At 70.7% G+C, this 21,296-nt stretch carries 15 protein-coding genes and 3 pseudogenes; 6 read left to right on the top strand and 12 right to left on the bottom strand.

What is annotated here, in order from left to right; genetic code table 11:
- Positions 1 to 13: 13 nt before the first annotated feature.
- Positions 14 to 412, bottom strand: coding sequence for a RidA family protein (locus LJ657_RS04675; protein ID WP_232646928.1), 399 nt, complete (start codon positions 410 to 412; stop codon positions 14 to 16).
- Positions 409 to 1,560 carry an acyl-CoA dehydrogenase family protein gene (locus LJ657_RS04670; protein ID WP_232646927.1) on the bottom strand — a complete coding sequence of 384 codons (1,152 nt, stop codon included), beginning with the start codon at positions 1,558 to 1,560 and terminating at the stop codon, positions 409 to 411. Before LJ657_RS04670 ends, LJ657_RS04675 begins: the two co-directional genes overlap by 4 nt.
- Before the next feature lie 135 nt (positions 1,561 to 1,695).
- Here LJ657_RS04670 and LJ657_RS04665 point away from each other — a divergent pair, with 135 nt between their 5' ends.
- Positions 1,696 to 3,378: an AMP-binding protein gene (locus LJ657_RS04665; RefSeq protein ID WP_232646926.1), complete on the top strand. Its 1,683-nt coding sequence runs from the start codon at positions 1,696 to 1,698 to the stop codon at positions 3,376 to 3,378.
- Positions 3,375 to 4,187 carry a PaaX family transcriptional regulator gene (locus LJ657_RS04660; protein ID WP_232646925.1) on the top strand — a complete coding sequence of 271 codons (813 nt, stop codon included), beginning with the start codon at positions 3,375 to 3,377 and terminating at the stop codon, positions 4,185 to 4,187. Before LJ657_RS04665 ends, LJ657_RS04660 begins: the two co-directional genes overlap by 4 nt.
- A gap of 32 nt (positions 4,188 to 4,219) precedes the next feature.
- Here LJ657_RS04660 and LJ657_RS04655 read toward each other — a convergent pair whose 3' ends face one another.
- Both LJ657_RS04655 and LJ657_RS04650 read right to left on the bottom strand, forming a co-directional pair.
- Positions 4,220 to 6,610: a bifunctional salicylyl-CoA 5-hydroxylase/oxidoreductase gene (locus tag LJ657_RS04655; protein ID WP_372487802.1), complete on the bottom strand. Its 2,391-nt coding sequence runs from the start codon at positions 6,608 to 6,610 to the stop codon at positions 4,220 to 4,222.
- The gene (locus tag LJ657_RS04650; RefSeq protein WP_232646923.1) at positions 6,607 to 7,434 is read right to left on the bottom strand and encodes an enoyl-CoA hydratase family protein; all 828 of its coding nucleotides are present in this window, start codon (positions 7,432 to 7,434) and stop codon (positions 6,607 to 6,609) included. The genes LJ657_RS04655 and LJ657_RS04650 overlap by 4 nt, the downstream gene beginning before the upstream one ends.
- A 300-nt stretch (positions 7,435 to 7,734) precedes the next feature.
- Between LJ657_RS04650 and LJ657_RS04645 the strand changes: the two genes are divergently transcribed.
- On the top strand, positions 7,735 to 8,193 hold the full coding sequence (locus LJ657_RS04645; RefSeq protein WP_232646922.1) for an ATP-binding protein: 459 nt from the start codon (positions 7,735 to 7,737) through the stop codon (positions 8,191 to 8,193).
- Positions 8,194 to 8,208: 15 nt separating this feature from the next.
- Here the strand turns inward: LJ657_RS04645 and argF are convergent, their stop codons facing one another.
- Complete coding sequence (argF, locus tag LJ657_RS04640) at positions 8,209 to 9,216, bottom strand: ornithine carbamoyltransferase (protein WP_232646921.1); 1,008 nt, start codon at positions 9,214 to 9,216, stop codon at positions 8,209 to 8,211.
- Between the two features lie 61 nt (positions 9,217 to 9,277).
- Positions 9,278 to 10,501, bottom strand: a complete 1,224-nt coding sequence (locus tag LJ657_RS04635; protein WP_232646920.1) for an arginine deiminase — start codon at positions 10,499 to 10,501, stop codon at positions 9,278 to 9,280.
- A 131-nt stretch (positions 10,502 to 10,632) separates the two neighbouring features.
- Between LJ657_RS04635 and LJ657_RS04630 the strand changes: the two genes are divergently transcribed.
- Positions 10,633 to 11,736: an SPFH domain-containing protein gene (locus tag LJ657_RS04630; protein ID WP_232646919.1), complete on the top strand. Its 1,104-nt coding sequence runs from the start codon at positions 10,633 to 10,635 to the stop codon at positions 11,734 to 11,736.
- Positions 11,737 to 12,010: 274 nt separating this feature from the next.
- A complete protein-coding gene (locus LJ657_RS04625; RefSeq protein ID WP_232646918.1) occupies positions 12,011 to 12,916 on the top strand; it encodes a hypothetical protein in 906 nt (301 codons plus the stop codon).
- Here LJ657_RS04625 and LJ657_RS04620 read toward each other — a convergent pair.
- From LJ657_RS04620 to LJ657_RS04595, 6 genes and pseudogenes are all read right to left on the bottom strand, one after another.
- Entirely contained in the window at positions 12,896 to 14,152 is a 1,257-nt protein-coding gene (locus LJ657_RS04620) for an MFS transporter (protein ID WP_232646917.1), read from the bottom strand. The genes LJ657_RS04625 and LJ657_RS04620 overlap by 21 nt on opposite strands.
- A 3-nt stretch (positions 14,153 to 14,155) precedes the next feature.
- Positions 14,156 to 16,279 carry a RiPP maturation radical SAM C-methyltransferase gene (locus LJ657_RS04615; RefSeq protein ID WP_269786069.1) on the bottom strand — a complete coding sequence of 708 codons (2,124 nt, stop codon included), beginning with the start codon at positions 16,277 to 16,279 and terminating at the stop codon, positions 14,156 to 14,158.
- Positions 16,280 to 16,495: 216 nt separating this feature from the next.
- Positions 16,496 to 17,203: pseudogene (locus LJ657_RS04610) on the bottom strand (polynucleotide kinase-phosphatase); the annotation flags it as partial.
- A gap of 123 nt (positions 17,204 to 17,326) precedes the next feature.
- Complete coding sequence (locus tag LJ657_RS04605; protein ID WP_232646915.1) at positions 17,327 to 19,039, bottom strand: recombinase family protein; 1,713 nt, start codon at positions 19,037 to 19,039, stop codon at positions 17,327 to 17,329.
- 40 nt (positions 19,040 to 19,079) lie between these two features.
- Positions 19,080 to 19,193: pseudogene (locus LJ657_RS04600) on the bottom strand (hypothetical protein); the annotation flags it as partial.
- Between the two features lie 108 nt (positions 19,194 to 19,301).
- Complete coding sequence (locus LJ657_RS04595; RefSeq protein WP_232646914.1) at positions 19,302 to 20,219, bottom strand: DUF4232 domain-containing protein; 918 nt, start codon at positions 20,217 to 20,219, stop codon at positions 19,302 to 19,304.
- A gap of 149 nt (positions 20,220 to 20,368) precedes the next feature.
- Between LJ657_RS04595 and LJ657_RS04590 the strand changes: the two are divergent.
- A pseudogene (locus tag LJ657_RS04590) lies at positions 20,369 to 21,289 on the top strand (FAD-binding oxidoreductase); the annotation flags it as partial.
- Positions 21,290 to 21,296 lie beyond the last annotated feature (7 nt).

The raw sequence follows: 21,296 nt of genomic DNA, 5'->3' as shown, positions 1-21,296 counted from the left end.
ACGGCTTGCGCTACTAGGGCAGTACGGCGAACCCGTCGAGTTCCACCATCGCCTCCTCGTCCCACAGGCGTACGACCTGCACGACCGCCATCGCCGGGTAGTCACGGCCCGCCAACTCCCGCCAGAGACACCCCAGTTCGTGGGCGTGAGCGCGGTAGGCGGCGACATCTGTGGCGTAGACCGTGACGCGGGCGAGGTCCGCGGGGGTGCCGCCCGCCGCGCGCAGGGCGCTCAGGAGGTTGGTGAGGGCCCGCTCGAACTGGGCGGTGAGGGTGTCGCCGGTGACCTTGCCGTCGGCGTCGAGGGCGGTCTGGCCGGCCAGGAAGACGACGCGGGTGCCGGTCGCGACGACGGCATGGGAGAAGCCGGCGGGCGGGGAGAGGTCGGGCGGGTTGACGCGCTCGGTGCTCACTCGGGTGCCTCCACGTCGGCGTACGACTCCGTGTACAACTCCTTGGCGATGATGCCGCGTTGCACCTCGCTCGCGCCCTCGTAGATGCGGGGGGCGCGCACCTCGCGGTAGAGGTGTTCCAGGAGGTGGCCGCGGCACAGGGCACGGGCGCCGTGCAGCTGGACGGCCTGGTCGACGACGTACTGTGCGGTCTCGGTGGCGAGCAGCTTCGCCATCGCCGCGCGCTTCGGGACGCCGGGGGCGTTCTCGTCGTACGCCGCCGCGGCCGCGTACACCATGAGACGGGCCGCTTCGGTGCGCAGCGCCATCTCGGCCACCTGGTGGGCGACGGTCTGCAGATCCCTCAACTTGCCGCCGAACGCGTCCCGTCGGGCGGTGTGCGCGAGCGTCGCGTCCAGCGCCGCCTGCGCCATGCCGACCGCGAAGGCGCCGACGCTCGGGCGGAACAGATTGAGGGTTCCCATGGCGACCCGGAACCCGCGGTCGACGTCACCGAGCACATCGTCCGCCGTGACGGGTACGGCGTCGAAGTCGAGGGCGCCGATGGGGTGCGGCGAGAGCATGTCGAGGGCCCTCCCGGTGAGGCCGGGACGGTCGGCGGGCACCAGGAAGGCGGTCACGCCTCGGGCGCCTGCCTCGGCGGTGGTGCGCGCGAACACGGTGTAGAAGTCGGCCTCGGGGGCGTTGGAGATCCAGCACTTCTCGCCGGTGAGCCGCCAGCGGCCGGGGCCGGCGGTACGGGCGGTCAGCGACAGCGCCGCCGCGTCCGACCCGGCCCCCGGCTCGCTCAACGCGAACGCGGCGACCGCACTCCCCTCGCTCACCCGGGGCAGCCAGCGGTCCCGCTGAGCGGGTGTGCCGTACGCATGGACCGGGTGGGCGCCCAGCCCCTGAAGGGCGAGGGCCGTCTCCGCCTCCGTGCAGGCATACGCGAGCGACTCCCGCATCAGACAGAGGTCCAGGGCACCCGACGTGAACAGCCGCTCCAGGAGGCCGAGTCGGCCGAGCTCGGCGACCAGGGGGCGGTTGACGTGCCCCGGTTCAACCTCCTCCGCCTTCTCCACGAGCGGGCGCAGCCGGTCGGCGGCCAGGGCGCGCAGCTCGGCACACCAGGCGGTCTGTGCGGGATCGAGCGAGAATACGGGCATTGGCGGTCCCCTCTCCCGACATGACCCTTCGACGATATCGCGCACCGTTGACTGTCGTCACCAACACGATACGCTCGATGTGCCAGGTGTATTGGCCCACCAGGACGCCCACAAACGGCAAGGGGGCGCACCGCCATGAACGTCTCGGCCCACGTCGACACCTTCGCGCGCGACCACCTCCCGCCGCCCGAGGAGTGGCCGGAACTCCGGTTCGACCTGCCGGAGCTCCGTTACCCCGATCGGCTGAACTGCGCCGCCGAGCTGCTGGACCACGCCGACCCCGGCCGCCCGGCGTTCCACACCCCGGACGGGCCTTCGTGGACGTACGGCGAGCTGCGTGCCCGCGTCGACCGCATCGCCCATGTCCTGACGGGGGACCTCGGCATCGTCCCGGGCAACCGCGTCCTGCTGCGCGGCCCGACCACGCCCTGGCTCGCGGCCTGCTGGCTGGCGGTGCTGAAGGCGGGCGGGGTAGCGGTCACGGTGCTGGCCCAGCAGCGGCCTCACGAGCTGGAAGTGGTATGTGACATAGCACTGATCGGACACGCCCTCTGCGACATACGCGCCGTCGACGACCTCGCCAAGGCCGAGATACCGGGCCTGCAGATCACGACCTACGGCGGCGACGCCCCCGACGACCTTCTGCACCGCCCGGCGCCCGACACCCCGTACCCGGCCGTCGCCACGGCGGCCGACGACGTCGCGCTGATCGCGTTCACCTCGGGCACGACCGGCCGCCCCAAAGGGTGCATGCACTTCCACCGGGATGTGCTCGCCATAGCCGACACCTTCGCCAAGCATGTGCTCCGACCCCGTGCGGACGACGTCTTCGCGGGCAGTCCCCCGCTCGGTTTCACCTTCGGGCTCGGCGGGCTGGTCGTCTTCCCGATGCGGGTCGGAGCCAGTGCGCTCCTGCTCGAACAGGCGCATCCCCAGCAGCTGCTGACGGCGGTCGCCGAGCACCGGGTCTCCGTACTGTTCACCGCGCCGACGGCCTACCGGGCGATGCTCGACGAACTCGACGCCCACGACACCTCGTCCCTGCGCCGCTGCGTCTCGGCCGGCGAGAACCTGCCCGCCGCCACCTGGCGGGCCTGGTACGAGCGGACCGGCCTGCGCGTCATCAACGGCATCGGCGCCACCGAGCTGCTGCACATCTTCGTCTCAGCGGCCGACGAGCACATCAGGCCCGGCACGACGGGCGTGCCCGTACCGGGCTGGCACGCGCGCGTGCAGGACGAGAACGGACAGCCCGTGCCCGACGGGCAGCCGGGGCTGCTCGCCGTGCGCGGGCCCGTCGGCTGCCGCTACCTCTCCGACCCTCGCCAGCGCGTGTACGTGCGCGACGGCTGGAACATCACCGGTGACACATACGTCCGCGAGAGCGACGGCTACTTCCGCTATGTCGCCCGCGCCGACGACATGATCATCTCGGCCGGGTACAACATCGCCGGACCGGAGGTGGAGGACGCCCTGCTGCGCCACCCGGACGTGGTGGAGGCGGCCGTGGTGGGCCGCTCCGACGAGGCACGCGGACAGGTCGTCGTGGCGTACGTCGTCCTCAGGGAGGGCGCCGAGCGGGACGCCGAACCCCTGCGCGCCTTCGTCAAGTCCGAGCTGGCGCCCTACAAATGCCCCCGCGAGATCGTCTTCCTGGACGCCCTGCCCCGCACGGCGACCGGCAAGCTGCAGCGCTTCAGACTGCGCACCGACCGTGACACCCGGCCCGGCACCGAAGGAACCGGCGAACCAGCCGTCGAAGTGTCCTCGAACGTGACACCGAAGGTGACCAGCACTGATGCCGACGACCTAAGATGATCAACGTGTCCGACCAGCATGCACCACGGTCTCTCATCGTCACGCTCTACGGCGCGTACGGCCGCTTCGCGCCGGGCCCCGTGCCCGTCGCCGAACTGATCCGGCTGCTCGCCGCGGTCGGCGTGGACGCGCCCTCCGTACGCTCCTCGGTCTCCCGCCTCAAACGCCGGGGACTGCTGCTGCCGGCCCGTACCGCGCAGGGCGCGGCCGGGTACGAACTGTCGCCGGACGCCCGCCAGTTGCTCGACGACGGCGACCGGCGCATCTACGCCACCGACCCGCCCGGGGACCAGGGGTGGGTGCTCGCCGTGTTCTCGGTGCCGGAGTCGGAGCGGCAGAAGCGGCACGTGCTGCGCTCACGGCTGGCCGGGCTCGGCTTCGGCACGGCGACGCCCGGGGTGTGGATCGCTCCCGCCCGGCTGTACGAGGAGACCCGGCACACCCTCGAACGGCTGCACCTCGACCCGTACGTCGATCTGTTCCGCGGCGAGCACCTGGGGTTCGCGGCGACCGAGGAGGCGGTCGCCCGCTGGTGGGACCTGGCCGCGATCGCCAAGGAGCACGAGGCGTTCCTCGACCGGCACGCGCCCGTGCTGCACGAATGGGAGCACCGGGCGGACACCCCGCCCGAGGCGGCCTACCGCGACTACCTCCTCGCCCTCGACTCCTGGCGCCACCTCCCCTACACCGACCCCGGCCTGCCCGCCCGTCTCCTCCCCGAGGACTGGCCCGGCGTCCGCTCGGCGGCCGTCTTCCGGGACCTGCACGAGCGGCTCAGGGACGCGGGGGCCGAGTTCGCGGGCGTGTGACCGCGCGGCCGTTCCGCATCCACCTCGGCACCTCAAGTCCCCAGCGTCAGGCGGGGCTTGGGGGCGTCCGTGCGGCCCGTCCGAGGGCGGCGGCTGCCCGCGCGGTACGGGGCCGGCCAGACGACGCCGGGGCCGTCGTAACCCTGCTCGGCCGCCGCGTGCAGGGTCCAGTGGGGGTCGTAGAGGTGGGGGCGGGCGAGGGCGCAGAGGTCCGTGCGCCCGGCCAGGATCAGGGAGTTGACGTCGTCCCAGGAGGAGATCGCGCCGACCGCGATCACGGGGAGGCCGGTGGTGTGGCGGATGCGGTCCGCGTACGGCGTCTGGTAGGAGCGCCCGAACTCCGGGTGGTCGTCGGCCACGACCTGCCCGGTCGACACGTCGACGGCGTCGACGCCGTGCGCGGCGAAGGCGCGGGCGATCTCGACGGCGTCGTCGGCCGTCGTGCCGCCCTCGGCCCAGTCGGTGGCCGAGATGCGGACGGTCATGGGCCGTTCCTCCGGCCAGACGCCCCGGATCGCGTCGAAGACCTCCAGCGGGAAGCGGAGTCGTTTCTCCAGCGAGCCGCCGTAGGCATCGGTGCGGCGGTTGGTCAGCGGGGAGAGGAAGCCGGAGAGCAGATAGCCGTGGGCGCAGTGGAGTTCGAGGAGGTCGAAGCCGGCGCGGGCGGCCCGCCAGGCGGCGGCCGTGAACTGCTCGCGGATGTCGGTGAGTTGGGCCCGGGTCAGCTCGCGCGGGGTCTGGCTGTCCGGCTTGTACGGCAGCGGGGAGGCGGCCACCAGCGGCCAGTTGCCGTGGGGCAGCGGTTCGTCCATGCCCTCCCACATCAGCCTGGTCGAGCCCTTGCGGCCGGAGTGGCCGAGCTGCACGCCGATCGCGGTGCCGGGCGACTGTGCGTGCACGAATTCGGTGATCCGTTTCCAGGATTCCGCCTGCCGGCCGGTGTAGAGGCCGGTGCAGCCGGGGGTGATCCGGCCTTCCGCGCTGACGCACACCATCTCGGTCATCACCAGACCGGCGCCGCCGAGGGCGCGGGCGCCGAGATGGACGAGGTGGAAGTCGCCGGGGACGCCGTCGACCGCCGAGTACATGTCCATGGGCGAGACCACGACCCGGTTGCGCAGGGTCAGACCGCGCAGCCGGAACGGGGTGAACATCGGCGGCGTACCGGGCGGGCAGCCGAACTCGTGCTCCACGGCCTGGGTGAAGCGGGCGTCGCGCAGGCGCAGGTTGTCGTGGGTGACGCGGCGGCTGCGGGTGAGCAGGTTGAAGGCGAACTGGCGGGGCGGCTGGTCGAGGTGGAGGCCGAGGTCCTCGAACCACTCCAGGCTGGCGCGGGCCGCACGCTGGGTGGAGGCGACGACGGGCTTGCGCTCCTCCTCGTAGGCGGCCAGCGCCTCGGCCGGTGTGGGCTGTTCCTCCAGGCAGGCGGCGAGTGCGAGGGCGTCCTCGACGGCCAGCTTGGTGCCGGAGCCGATGGAGAAGTGGGCGGTGTGGGCCGCGTCGCCGAGCAGGACCACGTTGCCGTGCGACCAGCGCTCGTTGACGACCGTACGGAAGGTGGTCCACGCCGACTTGTTGGAGCGGAGCGGGCGGCCGCGGAGCGCTTCCGCGAAGATCTTGGCGCAGCGTTCGACGGACTCCGTCTCGTCGAGGTCCTGGAAGCCGGCAGCCCGCCATACGTCCTCATGCATCTCGACGATCACAGTGGAGGCGTCGGGAGCGTACGGGTAGCCGTGCAGCTGCATCACGCCGTGTTCGGTCTCGGCGATCTCGAAGCGGAACGCGTCGAAGGCGAAGTCGGCGCCCAGCCAGACGTAGCGGCAGTGATGGGTGGCCACATGGGGGCGGAACACATGCGCGTAGGCCTCGCGGGTGGCGCTGTTGACTCCGTCGGCGGCGATGACCAGGTCGTACTCCTGTGCCAGCCGGTCGGGGTGCGGGCCTTTCGAACGGAAGCGCAGGTCGACGCCGAGGTCCCGGCAGCGCTCGTGCAGTATCTCCAGGAGGCGTCGCCTGCCGAGTGCGGCGAAACCGTGGCCTCCGGAGGTCTGGCGGGTGCTTCGATGGACGATGTCGATGTCGTCCCAGCGGATGAAGTCCTTCTTGAGGGCCTCGTAGACGACGGGATCGGCGTGTTCGATGCCGCCGAGGGTTTCGTCGGAGAGGACGACTCCGAAGCCGAAGGTGTCGTCCGGGGCGTTGCGTTCCCAGACGGTCAGCTCGCGCTGCGGGCTGAGCCGTTTCAGGAGGGCGGCGGCGTACAGGCCCCCGGGACCGCCGCCGATGATCGCAACGCGTTGGGGGTGGCCGGTCGCCTCGGGCGGCTGCGGGTCCTCTGTGGCTGGTCGCGCCCACGCGGCGGTAGCCGCAGATTCCACACGGTCCCGCGCCCCTTGGGGCGGTGTCACTGAGGTCGGCATCATCGGCCCTGCCACTTCGGTGGGCGCTTCTCCGTGAACGCCGCGTGGAACTCCGCGTAGTCCTCGCCGTTCATCAGCAGGGCCTGGGTCGAGGCATCCAGTTCGACCGATGCTGCGAGCGGCATGTCCAGCTCGGCCGTGAGCAGGGCCTTCGTCTGGGCGTACGCCAGGGCCGGGCCGTCGGCCAGGCGGTGGGCCAGAGATTGGGCCGCCTCGTCCGCGCCGCCCTCGTCGGTCAGCTCGCTGATCAGGCCGATGCGTTCCGCCTCGGGGGCGCGGACCGGTTCGCCCAGCATCAGGAGGCGGGTCGCGTGGCCCAGGCCGACGACCCTCGGCAGCAGATACGCCGCGCCCATGTCGCCGCCGGACAGACCGACCTTGGTGAACAGGAAGGCGAACCGGGCGGTGGGGTCGGCGACGCGGAAGTCCGCCGCCAGGGCGAGCACCGCCCCCGCGCCCGCCGCCACCCCGTGCACCGCCGCGATCACCGGGAACGGGCACTCCCGTATCGCCCGCACGGTGTGGCCGGTCATGCGGTTGAAGTCGAGGAGCTGGGCGGTGTCCATGGACAGGGTCGCGCCGATGATCTCGTCGACGTCGCCGCCCGAGCAGAAGCCGCGGCCCTCGCCGGCCAGGACCAGGGCCCGCACGGACCGCTCCCGGGACAGTTCGGCCAGCAGGTCGCGCAGGTCGGCGTAGGCGCCGAAGGTGAGCGCGTTGAGTTTCTCCGGGCGCGCGAGGGTGACCGTGGCGACCCCGTCGGCGTGCTCGACACGCAGATGCCGCCAGTCGGAGGTGCGGGCGGCGGAGCCGGTGAAGGGACTCATGACGAGCGGCCTCCTCGGGGGGCGGGCACTGCCTCACTGAGCTCTACCCCTCGAAGTTATCACTCATCCGTGACTGTCGTCATGAGTACGCGATAGAGCTGTCCGGATGTGACCCGGTCCGGTCACATCCGTCACGGCTCGTCGACAGAGCGGCTACGGCGGGAGCAGCCGCGCGAGGCAAGCCGTTGCTACGGGTAAGCCGCCCGTCAGCGGGGCCGAAGCTCCCGCACGGTGCCCGTCGGGCCTCTCGTCGGGCGGCGCCGTACCATTCATAAAAGTTGAAAGCAGGACAGCCTGCTCATGAACGGACCCGCCTTGCACGACCGCCCCTCAGCCTCCGCCGCCTCCTGGCGCATCGCACTGCCGCACTCCGCAGCGGCCGTGCCCGTGGCCCGCGCACTCGTGCGCACGGCACTCGCCGAGCTGGAGCACGGGGCCGACTGCGACACCGCGGAACTGCTCACGGCGGAGCTGGTCGCGAACGCCGTGGAGCACACCGTCGTCGGCGACTCCCCGATAGAACTCGTGGTGGAGCTGCTGCCGAGCGGCTGCCAGGTGGAGGTGCACGACCCCGACCCGGTGCCGCCGTTCGACCTCACCTGGCCGGGCGCGCAGGCACCCGACCCCTGGCAGGAGCACGGGCGCGGGCTGCTGCTGATCCGCGCGCTCAGCTCGTCCTGCGGTCACCGGCCGACGACGTCCGGCAAGGCCGTGTGGTTCCGTCTGCCGGTGGTGCCTCGGCAGCGGCGTTCCGCCTGAGTGCGGCGCCGGGCGTCAGGCGAGGGTCGCGACCAGGACCGCCTTGATGGTGTGCATGCGGTTCTCGGCCTCGTCGAAGACCACGGAGTGCTCCGACTCGAACACCTCGTCGGTGACCTCCAGCTCCGTCAGACCGTGCCGCTCGTGGACCTCGCGGCCCACGCGCGTGCCGAGGTCGTGGAAGGCCGGCAGGCAGTGCATGAACTTCACGTCGGGGTTGCCGGTGGCGCGCAGCACGTCCATGGTCACGGCGTAGGGACCGAGCAGCGCTATGCGCTCGTCCCAGACCTCCTTGGGCTCCCCCATCGACACCCAGACGTCGGTGGCGACGAAGTCGGCACCGCGCACCCCCTCCTTCACGTCCTCGGTGAGCGTGACCCGGCCGCCGGAGGCGAGGGCGAGCTGCTGGGCCACCTCGACGATCGTCTCGTCCGGCCACAGCACCCGGGGCGCGACGATACGGACGTCCATGCCGAGCAGGGCGCCCGTGACCAGGTAGGAGTTGCCCATGTTGTAGCGGGAGTCGCCGAGGTAGGCGAAGACCGTCTCGCTGAGCGGCTTGTCGCTGTGCTCGGTCATGGTGAGCACGTCGGCCAGCATCTGGGTGGGGTGCCACTCGTCGGTGAGGCCGTTGTAGACGGGAACGCCGGCGTACGCGGCCAGTTCCTCGACGACGCCCTGCCCGTGCCCGCGGTACTCGATCCCGTCGTACATCCGCCCCAGCACGCGCGCGGTGTCCTTCACGGACTCCTTGTGCCCGATCTGCGAGCCCGCGGGGTCGAGGTAGGTCGTCGAGGCGCCCTGGTCGGCGGCGGCGACCTCGAACGCGCAGCGCGTGCGCGTCGAGGTCTTCTCGAAGATCAGCGCGATGTTCCGGCCCCGCAGGTACTGCGTCTCCGTCCCGGCCTTCTTGGCGGCCTTCAGCTCGGCGGCCAGCTCGATCAGACCCAGGAACTCCTGCGCGGAGAAGTCGAGCTCCTTGAGGAAGTGGCGGCCGGCGAGGGCGGTCGGGACTGTCGCCATGGGGGCGCTCCAGGAATGCGGGGACGTATACGGATGGAAGTCTATACGATGATTTGCATTTCTATACGGCATCCCGTTCGACCGGACAGCTCATACAGCGCGGGCCGCCCCGGCCCCGCCCGAGTTCGCTGCCGGGGATCTCGATGACCTCGATGCCCTGCTTGCGCAGGTGCGTGTTGGTGGTGACGTTGCGTTCGTAGGCGACGACGACGCCCGGCTCGACGGCGAGGACGTTGCAGCCGTCGTCCCACTGCTCACGCTCGGCGGCGTGCACGTCCTGCGTGGCGGTCAGGACGCGGATCGCGCTCAGGCCGAGGGCGGCGGCGATCGCGCGGTGCATGTGCTCCGGCGGGTGGTCGGTGACCTTGAGCTCCTTGTCTCCGGCGCCGGGTTCGATGGTGTACGAGCGGAGCATGCCGAGGCCCGCGTACTGGGTGAAGGTGTCGCCGTCGACCATGGTCATCACGGTGTCGAGGTGCATGAAGGCGCGCCGCTTCGGCATGTCGAGGGCCACGATCGTCTGCGCGGAGCCGGCCTCGAACAGCTTGTGCGCCAGCATCTCCACCGCCTGCGGGGTGGTCCGCTCGCTCATGCCGATCAGGACGGCGCCGTTCCCGATGACCAGGACGTCCCCGCCCTCGATCGTGGACGGGTAGTCGGCCTGCCCCTCGGACCAGACGCGGAACGTTTCGTCACGGAAGAGGGGGTGGTGGCGGTAGATCGCCTCGAAGTGGACCGTCTCCCGCTGGCGGGCCGGCCAGCGCATGGCGTTGACACAGACGCCGTCGTAGATCCAGGCGGAGGTATCGCGCGTGAAGAGGTGGTTCGGAAGCGGTGCGAGGAGGAAGTCGTCGAGGTCCATGACGTGGAAGCGGACGGAGGTGGGCTCCGCGTGGGCCTCCAGGAACTCGCGTTTGGTCATGCCGCCGACCAGGGCCTCGGCCAGCTCCGGCGCGGGGAGCGTCTCGAAGGCGGCTCTGAGGTGGTCGGTGGCGAGGACGCCGTACTCCTTCTCGTCGAAGACCCGGTCCAGGACGAGCGTTCTGGCCGCCGGGATCTCCAGGGCCTCGGTGAGCAGGTCGCCGAAGAGGTGGACGGCGACCCCGCGGTCACGCAGGACGTCGGCGAAACCGTCGTGCTCGGCGCGCGCCCGGCGCACCCACAGCACGTCGTCGAAGAGGAGGGCGTCCTTGTTGCTGGGGGTGAGCCTTTTGAGCTCGAGATCCGGCCGGTGGAGTATGACGCGGCGCAGCCGCCCGGCCTCGGAGTCGACATGCATTCCCATGCCTCCATCCTGACCATCGGAGGGCTCATTGACCCGCCGGTGGCCGGTTTCTCCGCCTTCTTGTTTTCGTCCTCTTGACGATAAATGGCCCCGGCGATTATCGTCTGATGGACGAGAACCGAGGGGGTCCGATGGCCGACATCACACGGCGCCTGGGCTGGCGCCATCTGCGCGGGGCGCCGACGGCGCACATCCGGCACCAGCGCGCCGGGAAGCTGCTGCACGACGGGCCGGGGCTCAGCTTCTGGTTCCGGGCGCTGACCGCCGCTCTCTCCGAAGTGCCGGTCGACGACCGGGAGTTGGCGATGACCTTCCATGCCCGTACGTCCGACTTCCAGGACGTGGCGGTGCAGGCGACGGTGACGTACCGGATCAGCGACCCGGCGCTCGCCGCCGCCCGGCTGGACTTCTCCGTCGACCCTGACACCGGGGTGTGGCGGGGCGCGCCGCTGGAGCAGCTGGGGACGCTGCTGACGGAGACGGCGCAGCAGCATGCGCTGGACGTCCTGGCCCGTACGTCGCTGTCGTCGGCGCTGGTGGACGGGGTGGCGGCGGTACGGGAGCGGGTCGCGGCGGGGCTGGGCGCGGAGCCGCGGCTGCCGGCGACGGGCATCGACGTGGTCGCCGTACGCGTGGTGGCTCTGCGTCCGGAGCCGGAGGTGGAGCGGGCCCTGCGCACGCCCGCCCGGGAGCAGATCCAGCAGGAGGCCGACCGGGCGACGTACGAGCGGCGGGCGGTGGCCGTCGAGCGGGAGCGGGCGATCGCCGAGAACGAACTGGCCAGCCAGATCGAACTGGCCCGCCGGGAGGAGCAGTTGGTCGAGCAGCGCGGGACGAACACCCGGCGGGAGGCCGAGGAACAGGCGGCGGCGGACGCCGTACGGACCGAGGCGGAGGCCACGCGGTCCGTGCGGCTCGCGGACGCCGAGGCGCGGCGTACCGAGCGGCTGGCGGAGGCGGAGGCGGCGCGGACGGTGCGGATGGCCGATGCCGAGGCGGCTCGTTCGGTGCGGCTCGCCCGCGCCGAGGCCGAAGGTGCGCGCGAGGTCGGGGAGGCGCGGGCCCAGGCGCAGGCCGCCTGGCTGCGCGTGCACGCCGAGGTGGACGTCGCGACCCTGCACGCCCTCGCCGGGACCCGGCTGGCGGAGAACCTGCCGAACATCGACAGCGTGACCATCTCGCCGGACGTGCTGACCGGGTTGTTGGCCAGGCTGGGCTCGCGGGAGCGGGTGTGAAGGCGGAGGCCGGACCGACCGGATTCGCCGGAGCGAGGGTGACCGGCCTGCCGTCGGCCGGCCCGGCCGGGTTCCGCGGCGCGGGCCATGGGGCCTGTCCGGCGGATCAGCTCGGCGTCGCGGGGTCCGGCACGCAGATCTGCGGCGTTGTCGTCGGTTGCCGACGCTCGGCGTCAGCGCCCCTGCGGGGCGACACACCTGGCGCCGGGCAACCGTCCCTCGTCGCGCCGACGGGAGCGCCCGTCCGGCCCGTCCTCTCCGCGGGGCGTGCCGCGTGAGCCTCGCCCCGCGTGTCGTGCTCGTCCATCGCACCACGGAGTACGAGGAGTTGGTGGCCCACCACGGCACGCACGGACAGGCCGCCTTCTTCCTCTCCTCCCGGGGCCGGGACATCGGGGAGGTCGCGGAGCGGCACCGACGCACCCGGCGGGCGCTCGCCGAGGTCACCTCCGCGATTCCACTGACTTGGCGTCAGACGCTGGTCGAACGGGGCGACTTGGACCGATTCCTGTTCGCGCCGGAGGACGTCGTGGTGGTCGTCGGGCAGGACGGGCTGGTGGCGAACGTCGCCAAGTACCTCGCCGGGCAGCCGGTGCTGGGCATCGACACGGACCCCGGCCGCAACCCGGGCGTCCTGGTGCGGCACCGGCCCGCGGACGCGGCGGCCCTGCTCCCGGCGGCCCGCAGCACGAGCGCCGTGGACGAACTCACCATGGTGGAGGCCGTCGCCGACGACACACAGCGGATCGTCGCGCTCAACGAGATCTACCTGGGCGCCGCCGGACATCAGACGGCCAGGTACCGCCTGGGCCTCGAGAACGACGGGGGTGTCGTCGAGGCCCAGGCTTCGTCCGGGGTGCTGGTGGGGACGGGGACCGGGGCCACGGGATGGATCCGGTCCGTGTGGCAGGAGCGGGGCGCCGCCCTGAGTGACCTGTCGCTGCCCCACCCGACCGACGACCGGCTGCTGTGGTTCGTACGGGAGGCGTGGCCGTCGCCGGCCACCGGGACGTCGTTGGTGGCGGGCGAGCTCGCGGCCTCGGCCCGTCTCACCCTCACCGTCGAGTCCGAGCGGCTGATCGCCTTCGGGGACGGGATGGAGGGTGACGCGCTACAGCTGACGTGGGGGCAGTCGGTGCGGGTGGGCGTGGCGGGCACGTCACTGCGCCTGGTCGGGTAGCGGCAGCTCCCGCGTCCGGATCGGCGCCCACAGCGTCGCACCGGAGGCCAGCGCGACCGCCGCTGCCGCCACCAGCACCGGTACGGCCCCCAGCGCCGCCGCCAGCGCCCCGCCGCCCAGCGCGCCGACCGGCACCGTCGCCAGAAGCGCGGCCTGGTTGAAGCCCGCGACCCGGCCCTGCATTCCCGCCGGTGCGACCAGCTGCTGGAGGGTGGTCAGGGAGATGGTCCAGACGGTGACGGCCAGGCCGTACGAGACCTGGTATGCGAGGAGGAGCGGGAAGGCGGGGCCGAGGGACGCCGTCGGGACCAGGAAGCCCGCGGCGCCCGCGACCAGTCCGCAGAACCTCGTCGTCCGCCACAGCCCCAGCCTCTCGCCGAACCGCTTGGCCACCACGATTCCGAGCACGGTGGCCGCACTGAACATGGCGTATGTCGCACCCAACTGCCATGGCGAGAGACTCAGTTCACGGCTCGCGTACAGCACGTAGAGCGCGGCCGAGGCTCCGCTGCCGAGGTTGAGTCCGGCACCGGCCAGCACCATGCGGAACAGCCGCCGCTCCCGCCGTACGACCTCAAGTCCCGCCCGCAGGGCGGCGGTCGGCGAGGTGCCGCGGGCGTTGCGCGGTGCGGCCGGGGTGTCGAGGGCGCCGGGCAGGGCGAACATCACCAGTGCCTCCACGGCGTAGGCGAGGCTCCCGGCCGTCAGTGCGACGGCGGTTCCGGTCAGGCCCACGAGGACGCCGCCGAGGGCCGGTCCGCCGATCTGGCCGAGGGTGCGGGCGCCGGTCAGCACGGAGTTGGCGGCGAGCAGCCGGTCGGGGCCGACCACCCGGGGCAGCGCCGCCTGGAGGGCGATGGAGAGGGTGAAGGTCAGGCTGCCGGAGACCGCGGCGACCGCATGGATGTGCGGCCAGGTGAGGTGTCCGGCGGCCTGGGCGAGCGGGACGGAGCCGACGACCAGGGCCTGGAGGGAGGTGGCCAGGACCAGCAGCCGGCGCAGGCGTACGCGGTCGACCAGCACTCCGGCGAAGGGGCTGAGCACCGCGCCGGGCAGATACGTCAGCGCGAGGATCACGGACGCGGCGAACGGCCCGGCGTCCAGGACCGTCACGGCGAGCAGGGTGAGCGCGAGCGCGGTGATCTGGCGGCCGACGGAGCCTGCCGTCTGCTCCGCGCAGAGCAGGACGAAGGGGCGGTGGCGTCGTAGGGGCGGGGGCTTCGGCGGGACGGTCACCCGTCAGATTCCGGTGCAGGGCACGGGCCAGCTCCGGAGACGGGGTGGCAGGGCGACCGCCCGGCCGTCGGTGAGCAGGGCCAGTCCCTCGTCCGCCAGGAGCCTCGCCGCTTCCTGCTGTGTGTCGCTCAACTCGGCCAGGGGTGTGGGTTCCTGAAGCATGTCGAAGGTGGCGAGCAGATCGGGGTCGTCGAGCGTGTAGCGGGCCGACACCCCCTTGTCCCTACGGTCCATGACGATGACGAAATCGGGTCCGCGCCGGTGGTAGAGCATCTGGTAGGCATACCCCGGTTCGTCCAGGCGCACCGGTTCACCCCAGGTCGGCAGGGAGACGTACGTCCGCCCGTCACGGAACAACAGGCCGAGTTCCAGGGCCCGTTGGAGCCATTGGTCCAGCTCCTCGACCGTGAGCCGGTGACCGTCCTCAAGGAGCAGACGGTGCAGTGCCTGCCCGCTCCGTCCGTCCTCCAGTCGGCGCAGGGCGGCCGCCCGCCAGCCCGTGAACCTGTGTGTGCGCCGCGGCCAGTTCGCCCGCCGGTCGTGCACCAGCAGGGCGTCCGCGTCCTCGGTGAACGTCAGCCGCGACCCGGAGTGGCCGGTGAGCCAGCGCTCCACGCCCCGCTTCAGCCGGGCCTCCACCGCTCCCCCGATGCCTGCGTCCTCCGTGTCGAACAGGTAGACGAGTTCGGTGAGTTCGTTCTCGGGCAGGTCGTAGACGTGCTGGTACATCTCGGCCGGGCCGCGCTTGCCGAAGCCGAGGCCGGGGTCGTTGAAGTGGGGGCTGAACCGTTCGAGCTGGATGCGGTGGGCGCCGCTGGGCGGCTGGAGGTGGACGAGTGCGGGGAGTTGGTCCAGTACGGCGGTGTAGTCGTCGGCGGTCTCGCCGGGGAAGCCGTAGAGGAGGTTCCAGGAGCAGGTCAGCGCGTGGTTCTCGCACTCGCGGAGGGTGCGGATGTTGCGGGCTCCGGTGACACCCTTGTCCATCAGGTCGAGAACGCGGCTGCCGAGGCTCTCGATGCCGGGCTGGATGTGCACGGTGCCCGAGTCGGCGAGAAGGGCGAGCTGGTCGGCGGTGAGGTTGGACTTCACCTCGTAGTGCATGCGCAGGTCCCAGCCGCTGGCGGCGGCCCGCGGCAGGAAGTCCCTGAAGTACGCCATGTCGATGATGTTGTCGACGGTGACGACGTCGAGGATGCGGTGCCGGCGGACCAGGCGGTCGACCTCGGACCACAGGCGCTCGCCGGGCTTGGCGCGGAAGGCCATGGCCGAACCGTTGAGCCCGCAGAAGGTGCAGTGGTGCTTCTCGCCCCACCAGCAGCCGCGCGCGCCCTCGACGACCAGTTTTGGGTGGACGTACTCGGCGACCGGCGAGGCGTCCAGCGCCGTCTGCCAGTCGTCGTAGTCGGGCGAGGGGATGTCGGCCGGTGCCACCGTGCGCCGCGACTCGGGGTTGGCACGCGAGACCTCGCCCTCCCACCAGCACAGGCCCGGTACGTCCGAGGGTGGGGTGCCGTCGTCGAGATGCCGCAGGAGCGCGGGAAGGGCGTACTCCCCCTCGCCGCGCACCACCTGGTCGACGAAGCGGTGGTTGCGGTGCAGGGCGTGCCCCATGGGGCCGTCGCAGTTGCTGCCGCCGAAGACGATCGTCAGCTGCGGGCTGCGGCCCTTGAGTTCGCGGGCCAGTGCGAGCGAGGACACGTTCTGCATGAAGGTGGTGGTGAAGCCGACGACGTCCGGTTCGTCGGCGAGTACGGCGTCGGCGCACTCGGCGATGAACTCGGCCGCGTACGCGCGCATGGCGCACGCCGTGTCCACGTCGATCCCGTGCCGGACGGCGTAGTCCCTGAGGCGTGCGGTGCCCCAGTCGGGGTCGTCGTAGAGCGCTCCGGAGAAGACCCAGTCGCCCAGGCCGTGGAAGATCGAGTCGCTGCCGACCCGTACGTAGTCGCCCGGCCGCAGCCGCCCGTCGGAGCGTTCCAGCAGGAACTCCGCCCAGCGCAGGGAGCCGTGGAACTCGCGCACCTCGTCGTGTGGGCGGGTGCGCGAGACCAGAGCGTGCAACAGGCCCAGCTGCAGCGAGGGCAGATCGATCGGATGCCAGGGCATCGTCACGAGCGTGATGCCCATGCCGCCCCGCCGGCCGGTCAGGGCGTCGGCCGTTTCTCCACGATGCGCGGCTGCCGGTTGGTTTTCTCTTCCTCCCGGACCACTACCTTCTTGATCTCCACCGGTGCCCCGCCCTCCTCGAACTCCCCTGATTCGTACGGCTGTTCAAGTTAGGCGGGGCCATGTGTGTGACACAAGGTTTCCATGGTGCTTGTGTGAACACGGCTCACGATTGGCTCAAAGCCGTGGGTCCACCGGCTCCGACTCCAGTGCCAGCACCCCGAACACGGCCTCGTGCACCCGCCACAGCGGCTCGCCCTCCGCCAGCCGGTCCAGGGCCTCCAGACCCAGGGCGTACTCACGGATCGCCAGCGACCGCTTGTGGTTCAGGAACCGGCCGCGCAGCCGGACGAGGTTGTCGGGGCGCGTGTACTCCGGACCGTAGATGATCCGCAGGTACTCGCGGCCCCGGCACTTGATGCCGGGCTGCACGAGCCGTCCCTCCCCGCTGCGCACCAGCGCGCCCAGCGGCTTGACGACCATGCCCTCGCCGCCGCGACCGGTCATCTCCAGCCACCAGTCGACGCCGGCCCGCACCGACTCCGGGTCACCGGTGTCGACGTAGAGCCGTCGGGTGGTCTGCAGCAGGCCGCTGCCGTCGTGCTCCACGAGCCGGTCGAGCAGGGCGAGCTGCTCGTCGTGCGGCAGCCCGGCGAGGCTGCGGCCCTGGACGGCCAGGATCTGGAAGGGGGCGAGCCGTACGCCCTCCAGGCCGTCCGTCGTCCAGCAGTAGCGGCGGTACGCCTGCGTGAAGGCGGCCGCGTTCGAGGCCCGTTCGCGCTGGCGCGCCAGCAGGTCGGCCACCTCGACGCCGCGGGACACGGCGCCGACGGCCGCGTACTGCGACCGCAGAAGACCGGAGGCCTTCAGCGACCACGGCCCTAGTCTTTCGCGAGTAAGGCTAGTCAATGGTCCAAGCAGTATCCGGAAGGGGGCTCTGGTAGACACAGAAAAGCCCCTGTGACGCCCTCCCGACTCGGGAAGGCATCCAGGGGCTTTCTCGTATTCTCAGACGCTCTCAGGGACGCTCAAGAGCTTCTTGTGTAGCTGGTCAATGACTTCCGGAACAACCGACGTATCCGCCAACCGGCTCGGGAAATCCCTCAGTTCTGGATTGGTCCAGTGGTCCGGTACGTTCCAGCCGCTCAACTGCCATCCCACAAGCACATCGGATTCCAGACTTGCCGCCGTGGCAAGCTGCTTGAGATCTCCCAGTGAGATCACAGCGCCATGCGCGAGTTTAGGAATGGCCTGCTTCCAGACGTAAACCTGAACGTCCCTGTTCGTCAGGTAGTCCCTGCGAGCATCAGTGTTCATCCCTCCCCACTTCTGAGCCCACTTCAGACCTGTCGGGACGTAGCGAGTGACCGCAGCGCGTACAGGCTTTGCCTTGAGATCCTTCTGTTTCTTGGTGAGATTCCCGTGCATCCGCCAGTAGGACTCTTCCTTCTCAGGCTCGTCGTACCGGCCGTTCTCGTAGTCCTTCTCCAGGCGCAGCAGACGTGCTGTGACCTGGTTAAGCTCCGCTGTGTGGTCTTCCCCCGGCTCTGTCACCTTCACCACTTCCGGAAGCTCACCAAGTCGGCTCAGGAGAGCATTCTCAAAGATCTCATTGAGCAAGTCCTCTGGAATCCGTGCCGGGTTGCTACAGGGCATTCCCTTGGAGCGCGCCATACAGGAGTAGTGCCTATAGACCTTGACCTCTCCTGTTGCCAGAGTCTTCTTCAGCCGGTGACAGAAGATCCTCTCACCGCAGTTGCCACAGCGGGCAACACCAGTCAGGAGAGAGGTTTCGTTGGTGCGCCGGATGTTGGACTGCCCACGGGACTCAATGGCTGTGACAGTGGCTTGCCATTCCGCATGGGTGAGAATCGGGTACTCCGTAGCCATGACCAAGTTCCCCTGATCGTCCTCGAACGGCTCACCCTTGTATGCGAGGAATCCAGCGCAGGAAGGGTTCTTGAGGATGTTGCGGACGACGTTGGGACTCCAGTTGGTTCCCTTGGGCTTTGTGAGAGCCGTTCCGTGCCTGCGCTTGGCATCCTTGCCTCGCAGCTCCCTGAGATAGTCACGCCATGTCAGAAGGCCGGATGCGTTCAGCTCTCGTGCAATCTGGTTGGTGGAGACTCCCGTACGCACCCGCTCTGAGATCTCCTTCAAGATCTTGGCGTACTTGGCTTCCGGCACCAGGACGTAATGTTTCCCGTCCGGTGAGTTCTCATAGAGATAGCCGAACGGTGTGTGCCCACCAGCGAACAGACCGTTCCGGCGTAGGTAGTCCCGTGCATCAGAGACACGCTGTCTGATCTTCCTCAGCTCTGCTGCTGCCTGAGTCGCTTTGGCGTAGGCAATGAGCCGTCCCGTCTCGGTGGAGATATCGAACGAGGGGTCATCCAGGACAACGAGAGTCTTCCCCCAGTCCAGAACGTTCTTCACGAACGCCATGAAGTGGAGATCGTCTCGGCTCAGACGGTCCTGTGTGGTGACTGCCAGTACGTCCCACTTCTCCCGCCCTTCCTCGGTGAGCCATGGCCCCATAGAGGGGCGCTCAGGGAGGTCTACAGAGCCGGACACGGAACGGTCCTCAACTACCCCCGCTACGTCATGTCCGAGCCCCTGAGCCCACCTGTGAAGGTGTTCCAACTGCCTTGGGATGGACGTCGATTCGTCCGTGTCGACGCTGATCCGCGCGGCGAGTAGCGCCCTCTGTGTCTCTGCCATGAGACAGAGCGTAGGGCAGTTTCAACCTACGTATCTACGGAGTGCCGTAGGAGATGGAGAACACCTGGGCCTTCTCGGGGTGCTTGTGCAGCAGGAAGCCGAGGTCGGTGGCGGGGCGTTCGGGGGTGCCGGTGGTGGTGATGGCCAGGAACACGGTGGGTTGCCTCGAAAGGGTTCGGTAGGAGAGAAAGCGCTGGTCGTGCACTCTCGCGCCCTTCCAACGTACCGAGATCGGCGCGGGCTCACGCGGAATTTCGCCGCGCTACGGTTGCGCTCGTTTCCACGCGCCGACGCCCAGCTTTCCGGTGGTGCCGAGGTCGAGGTGGGGGGTGAGCATGACCGGTGCGGCGCCGGACTTCGCGCGCACCCGGACGTAGGGGATGTTCACGGCGTCGGTGCCGGCGTCGGTGGTGTTGCGCCAGGCCAGACCGGAGACAGCGGTTTCGCCGGGTGCCAGGGTGAGGGCGCTGGGCGGGTCGTCGTAACCGGTTCCGGTGGCGATGGCGGCGCCGCCCTTCAGGATCTTCACGCCCTCGACCGGCTCGTGGTCCTCGGCCAGGAGGCTCAGCTGCGGGTAGCCGTCGAGGGTGTAGTCCTGCTTGCCGCAGTTCTCCAGGCGCAGGCCGACGACGCGCAGCCCCATGGCGGCGTCACCGTCGTCAGCCGTGACGCGGATTCCGGAGGAGGGGCAGACACCCGCCTCGGGCGGCGCCTCGTCCGCGGGGACCTCGGTGACCTCGCCGATCTTCACCGTCGTCACCGTGGAGGCGCCCGGAGCGATCACACCCAGGCCGACGGTGCCGCGCACGGTCCGGCCGGGCCCGACCGCGCGCACGGTCTCGCGCCGGTTGCTCATGACCTCGCCTCTGCTCGTCGTGAAGTCGAACAGCACGGTGTACGTCAGTGCCTGGGTGCTGTCGTTGGTGACCTCGTAGGCGGCCGAGACGCCGGAGTCGCCGGGGATCCGGTCCGCGTGGACGAGGCCGTCGGAGGGGGTGGGGGTCGCAGAGGCGGAGGGGATGGTCACGGCGGTGATCCGCACGCCGTCCACGGCTGGTCCGCTGACCTGCGTGCGGGGTGCCGGGGAGGCGGTGCCGGGGCCGGCGGCGCGTTGCGAGCCGCAGGCCGACAGCAGCAGGACGGCGGCGAGGGCCGGGAGGAGGCGGGCGGGTCTGCGCATCCGGTCACCCCATCAGGACCGTGGGGCCGGGGCCGTGACGGAAGCCACACCTCCGGTCACAGCCGCGTCACAGGCCGGCCGGACACCCCGCTCCGCCCGGAGACTCCCTCAGTGCGGATGCACGGTGGGCACGCCCGACGCACGGCGACGTCGGGGTGGGCGGGGTGGTCACGGCGGGCGGGACCGGGTGGTTCACGCCGCGGAACGGGCTGACGACCGGCCATGTGACGGCCGTCGAACTCGTCCTGGCCGACGGGACGTTCGTCCGGGCGGGCACGGAAAGCAGTCCCGCCCTGTTCTGGGCGGTGCGGGGCGCGGGCGGCAACTTCGGCATCGTCACGGCGCTGGAACTGGAGGCGTCCGAGACCGGCGACGTCGTCTTCGCCGACCTCGTCATCGACGCGCGGGACGCGGCGCCGCCCGTCGAGGAGTGGGGAGCCGTGCTGCGGGCGGCGCCCCGCGAACTCACCGGCTTCCTCACCCTGATGCCGGCGGGGCCGGACCGCCCGGCCGTCGCCCATGTCTCCGCCGTGTACGCCTGCGACCGGCCGGACGCCGCCCAGCGGGCGCTGACGCCCCTGCTGGGGCTGGGTCCGCTGTTGCCGCGGGAGGCGGTACTCGCCCCGTATCCGGCGCTGGTGCCGGCCGGCGGTGCCCCGCACCAGGGCCAGGGGCTGGGCGCCACCCGCTCCGGGCTGCTGGACGGCGTCTCCGCGCACACCGCGCGCCGCGTCGCGGACGCGCTGGGGTCGGGGCAGGTACTGATGGAGCAGTTCCGTTCGGTGGGCGGCGTGGTCAACGACGTCGATCCCGCGGCCACCGCCTGCGTCCACCGCACCCAGAACTTCCAGCTCCTGTCCGCGACCGTGCCGGAGCTGGAGCGGTCCCTCGACGCCCACTGGGCGAGACTCGCTCCTGAGGTGAACGGCAGGTACCTGAACTTCGACAGCCGCTGCTCCCCCGACGTCCTCATCGAGGCGTTTCCCGAGCCGGCCCTGACCAGGCTGCGTGCGCTCAAGGCCCGGTACGCCCCGGAAAACGTCTTCGGCCGGAACCTCCCGCTGCGGTGAGGTCCCG

Origin of the sequence: Streptomyces guryensis, from assembly GCF_021261325.1 — a bacterium.
In the GTDB taxonomy this organism is placed as follows: Bacteria; Actinomycetota; Actinomycetes; order Streptomycetales; family Streptomycetaceae; genus Streptomyces; species Streptomyces guryensis.
Note: the sequence above shows the minus strand (reverse complement) of the source record. Positions and strands in the feature narration are given on the sequence as shown.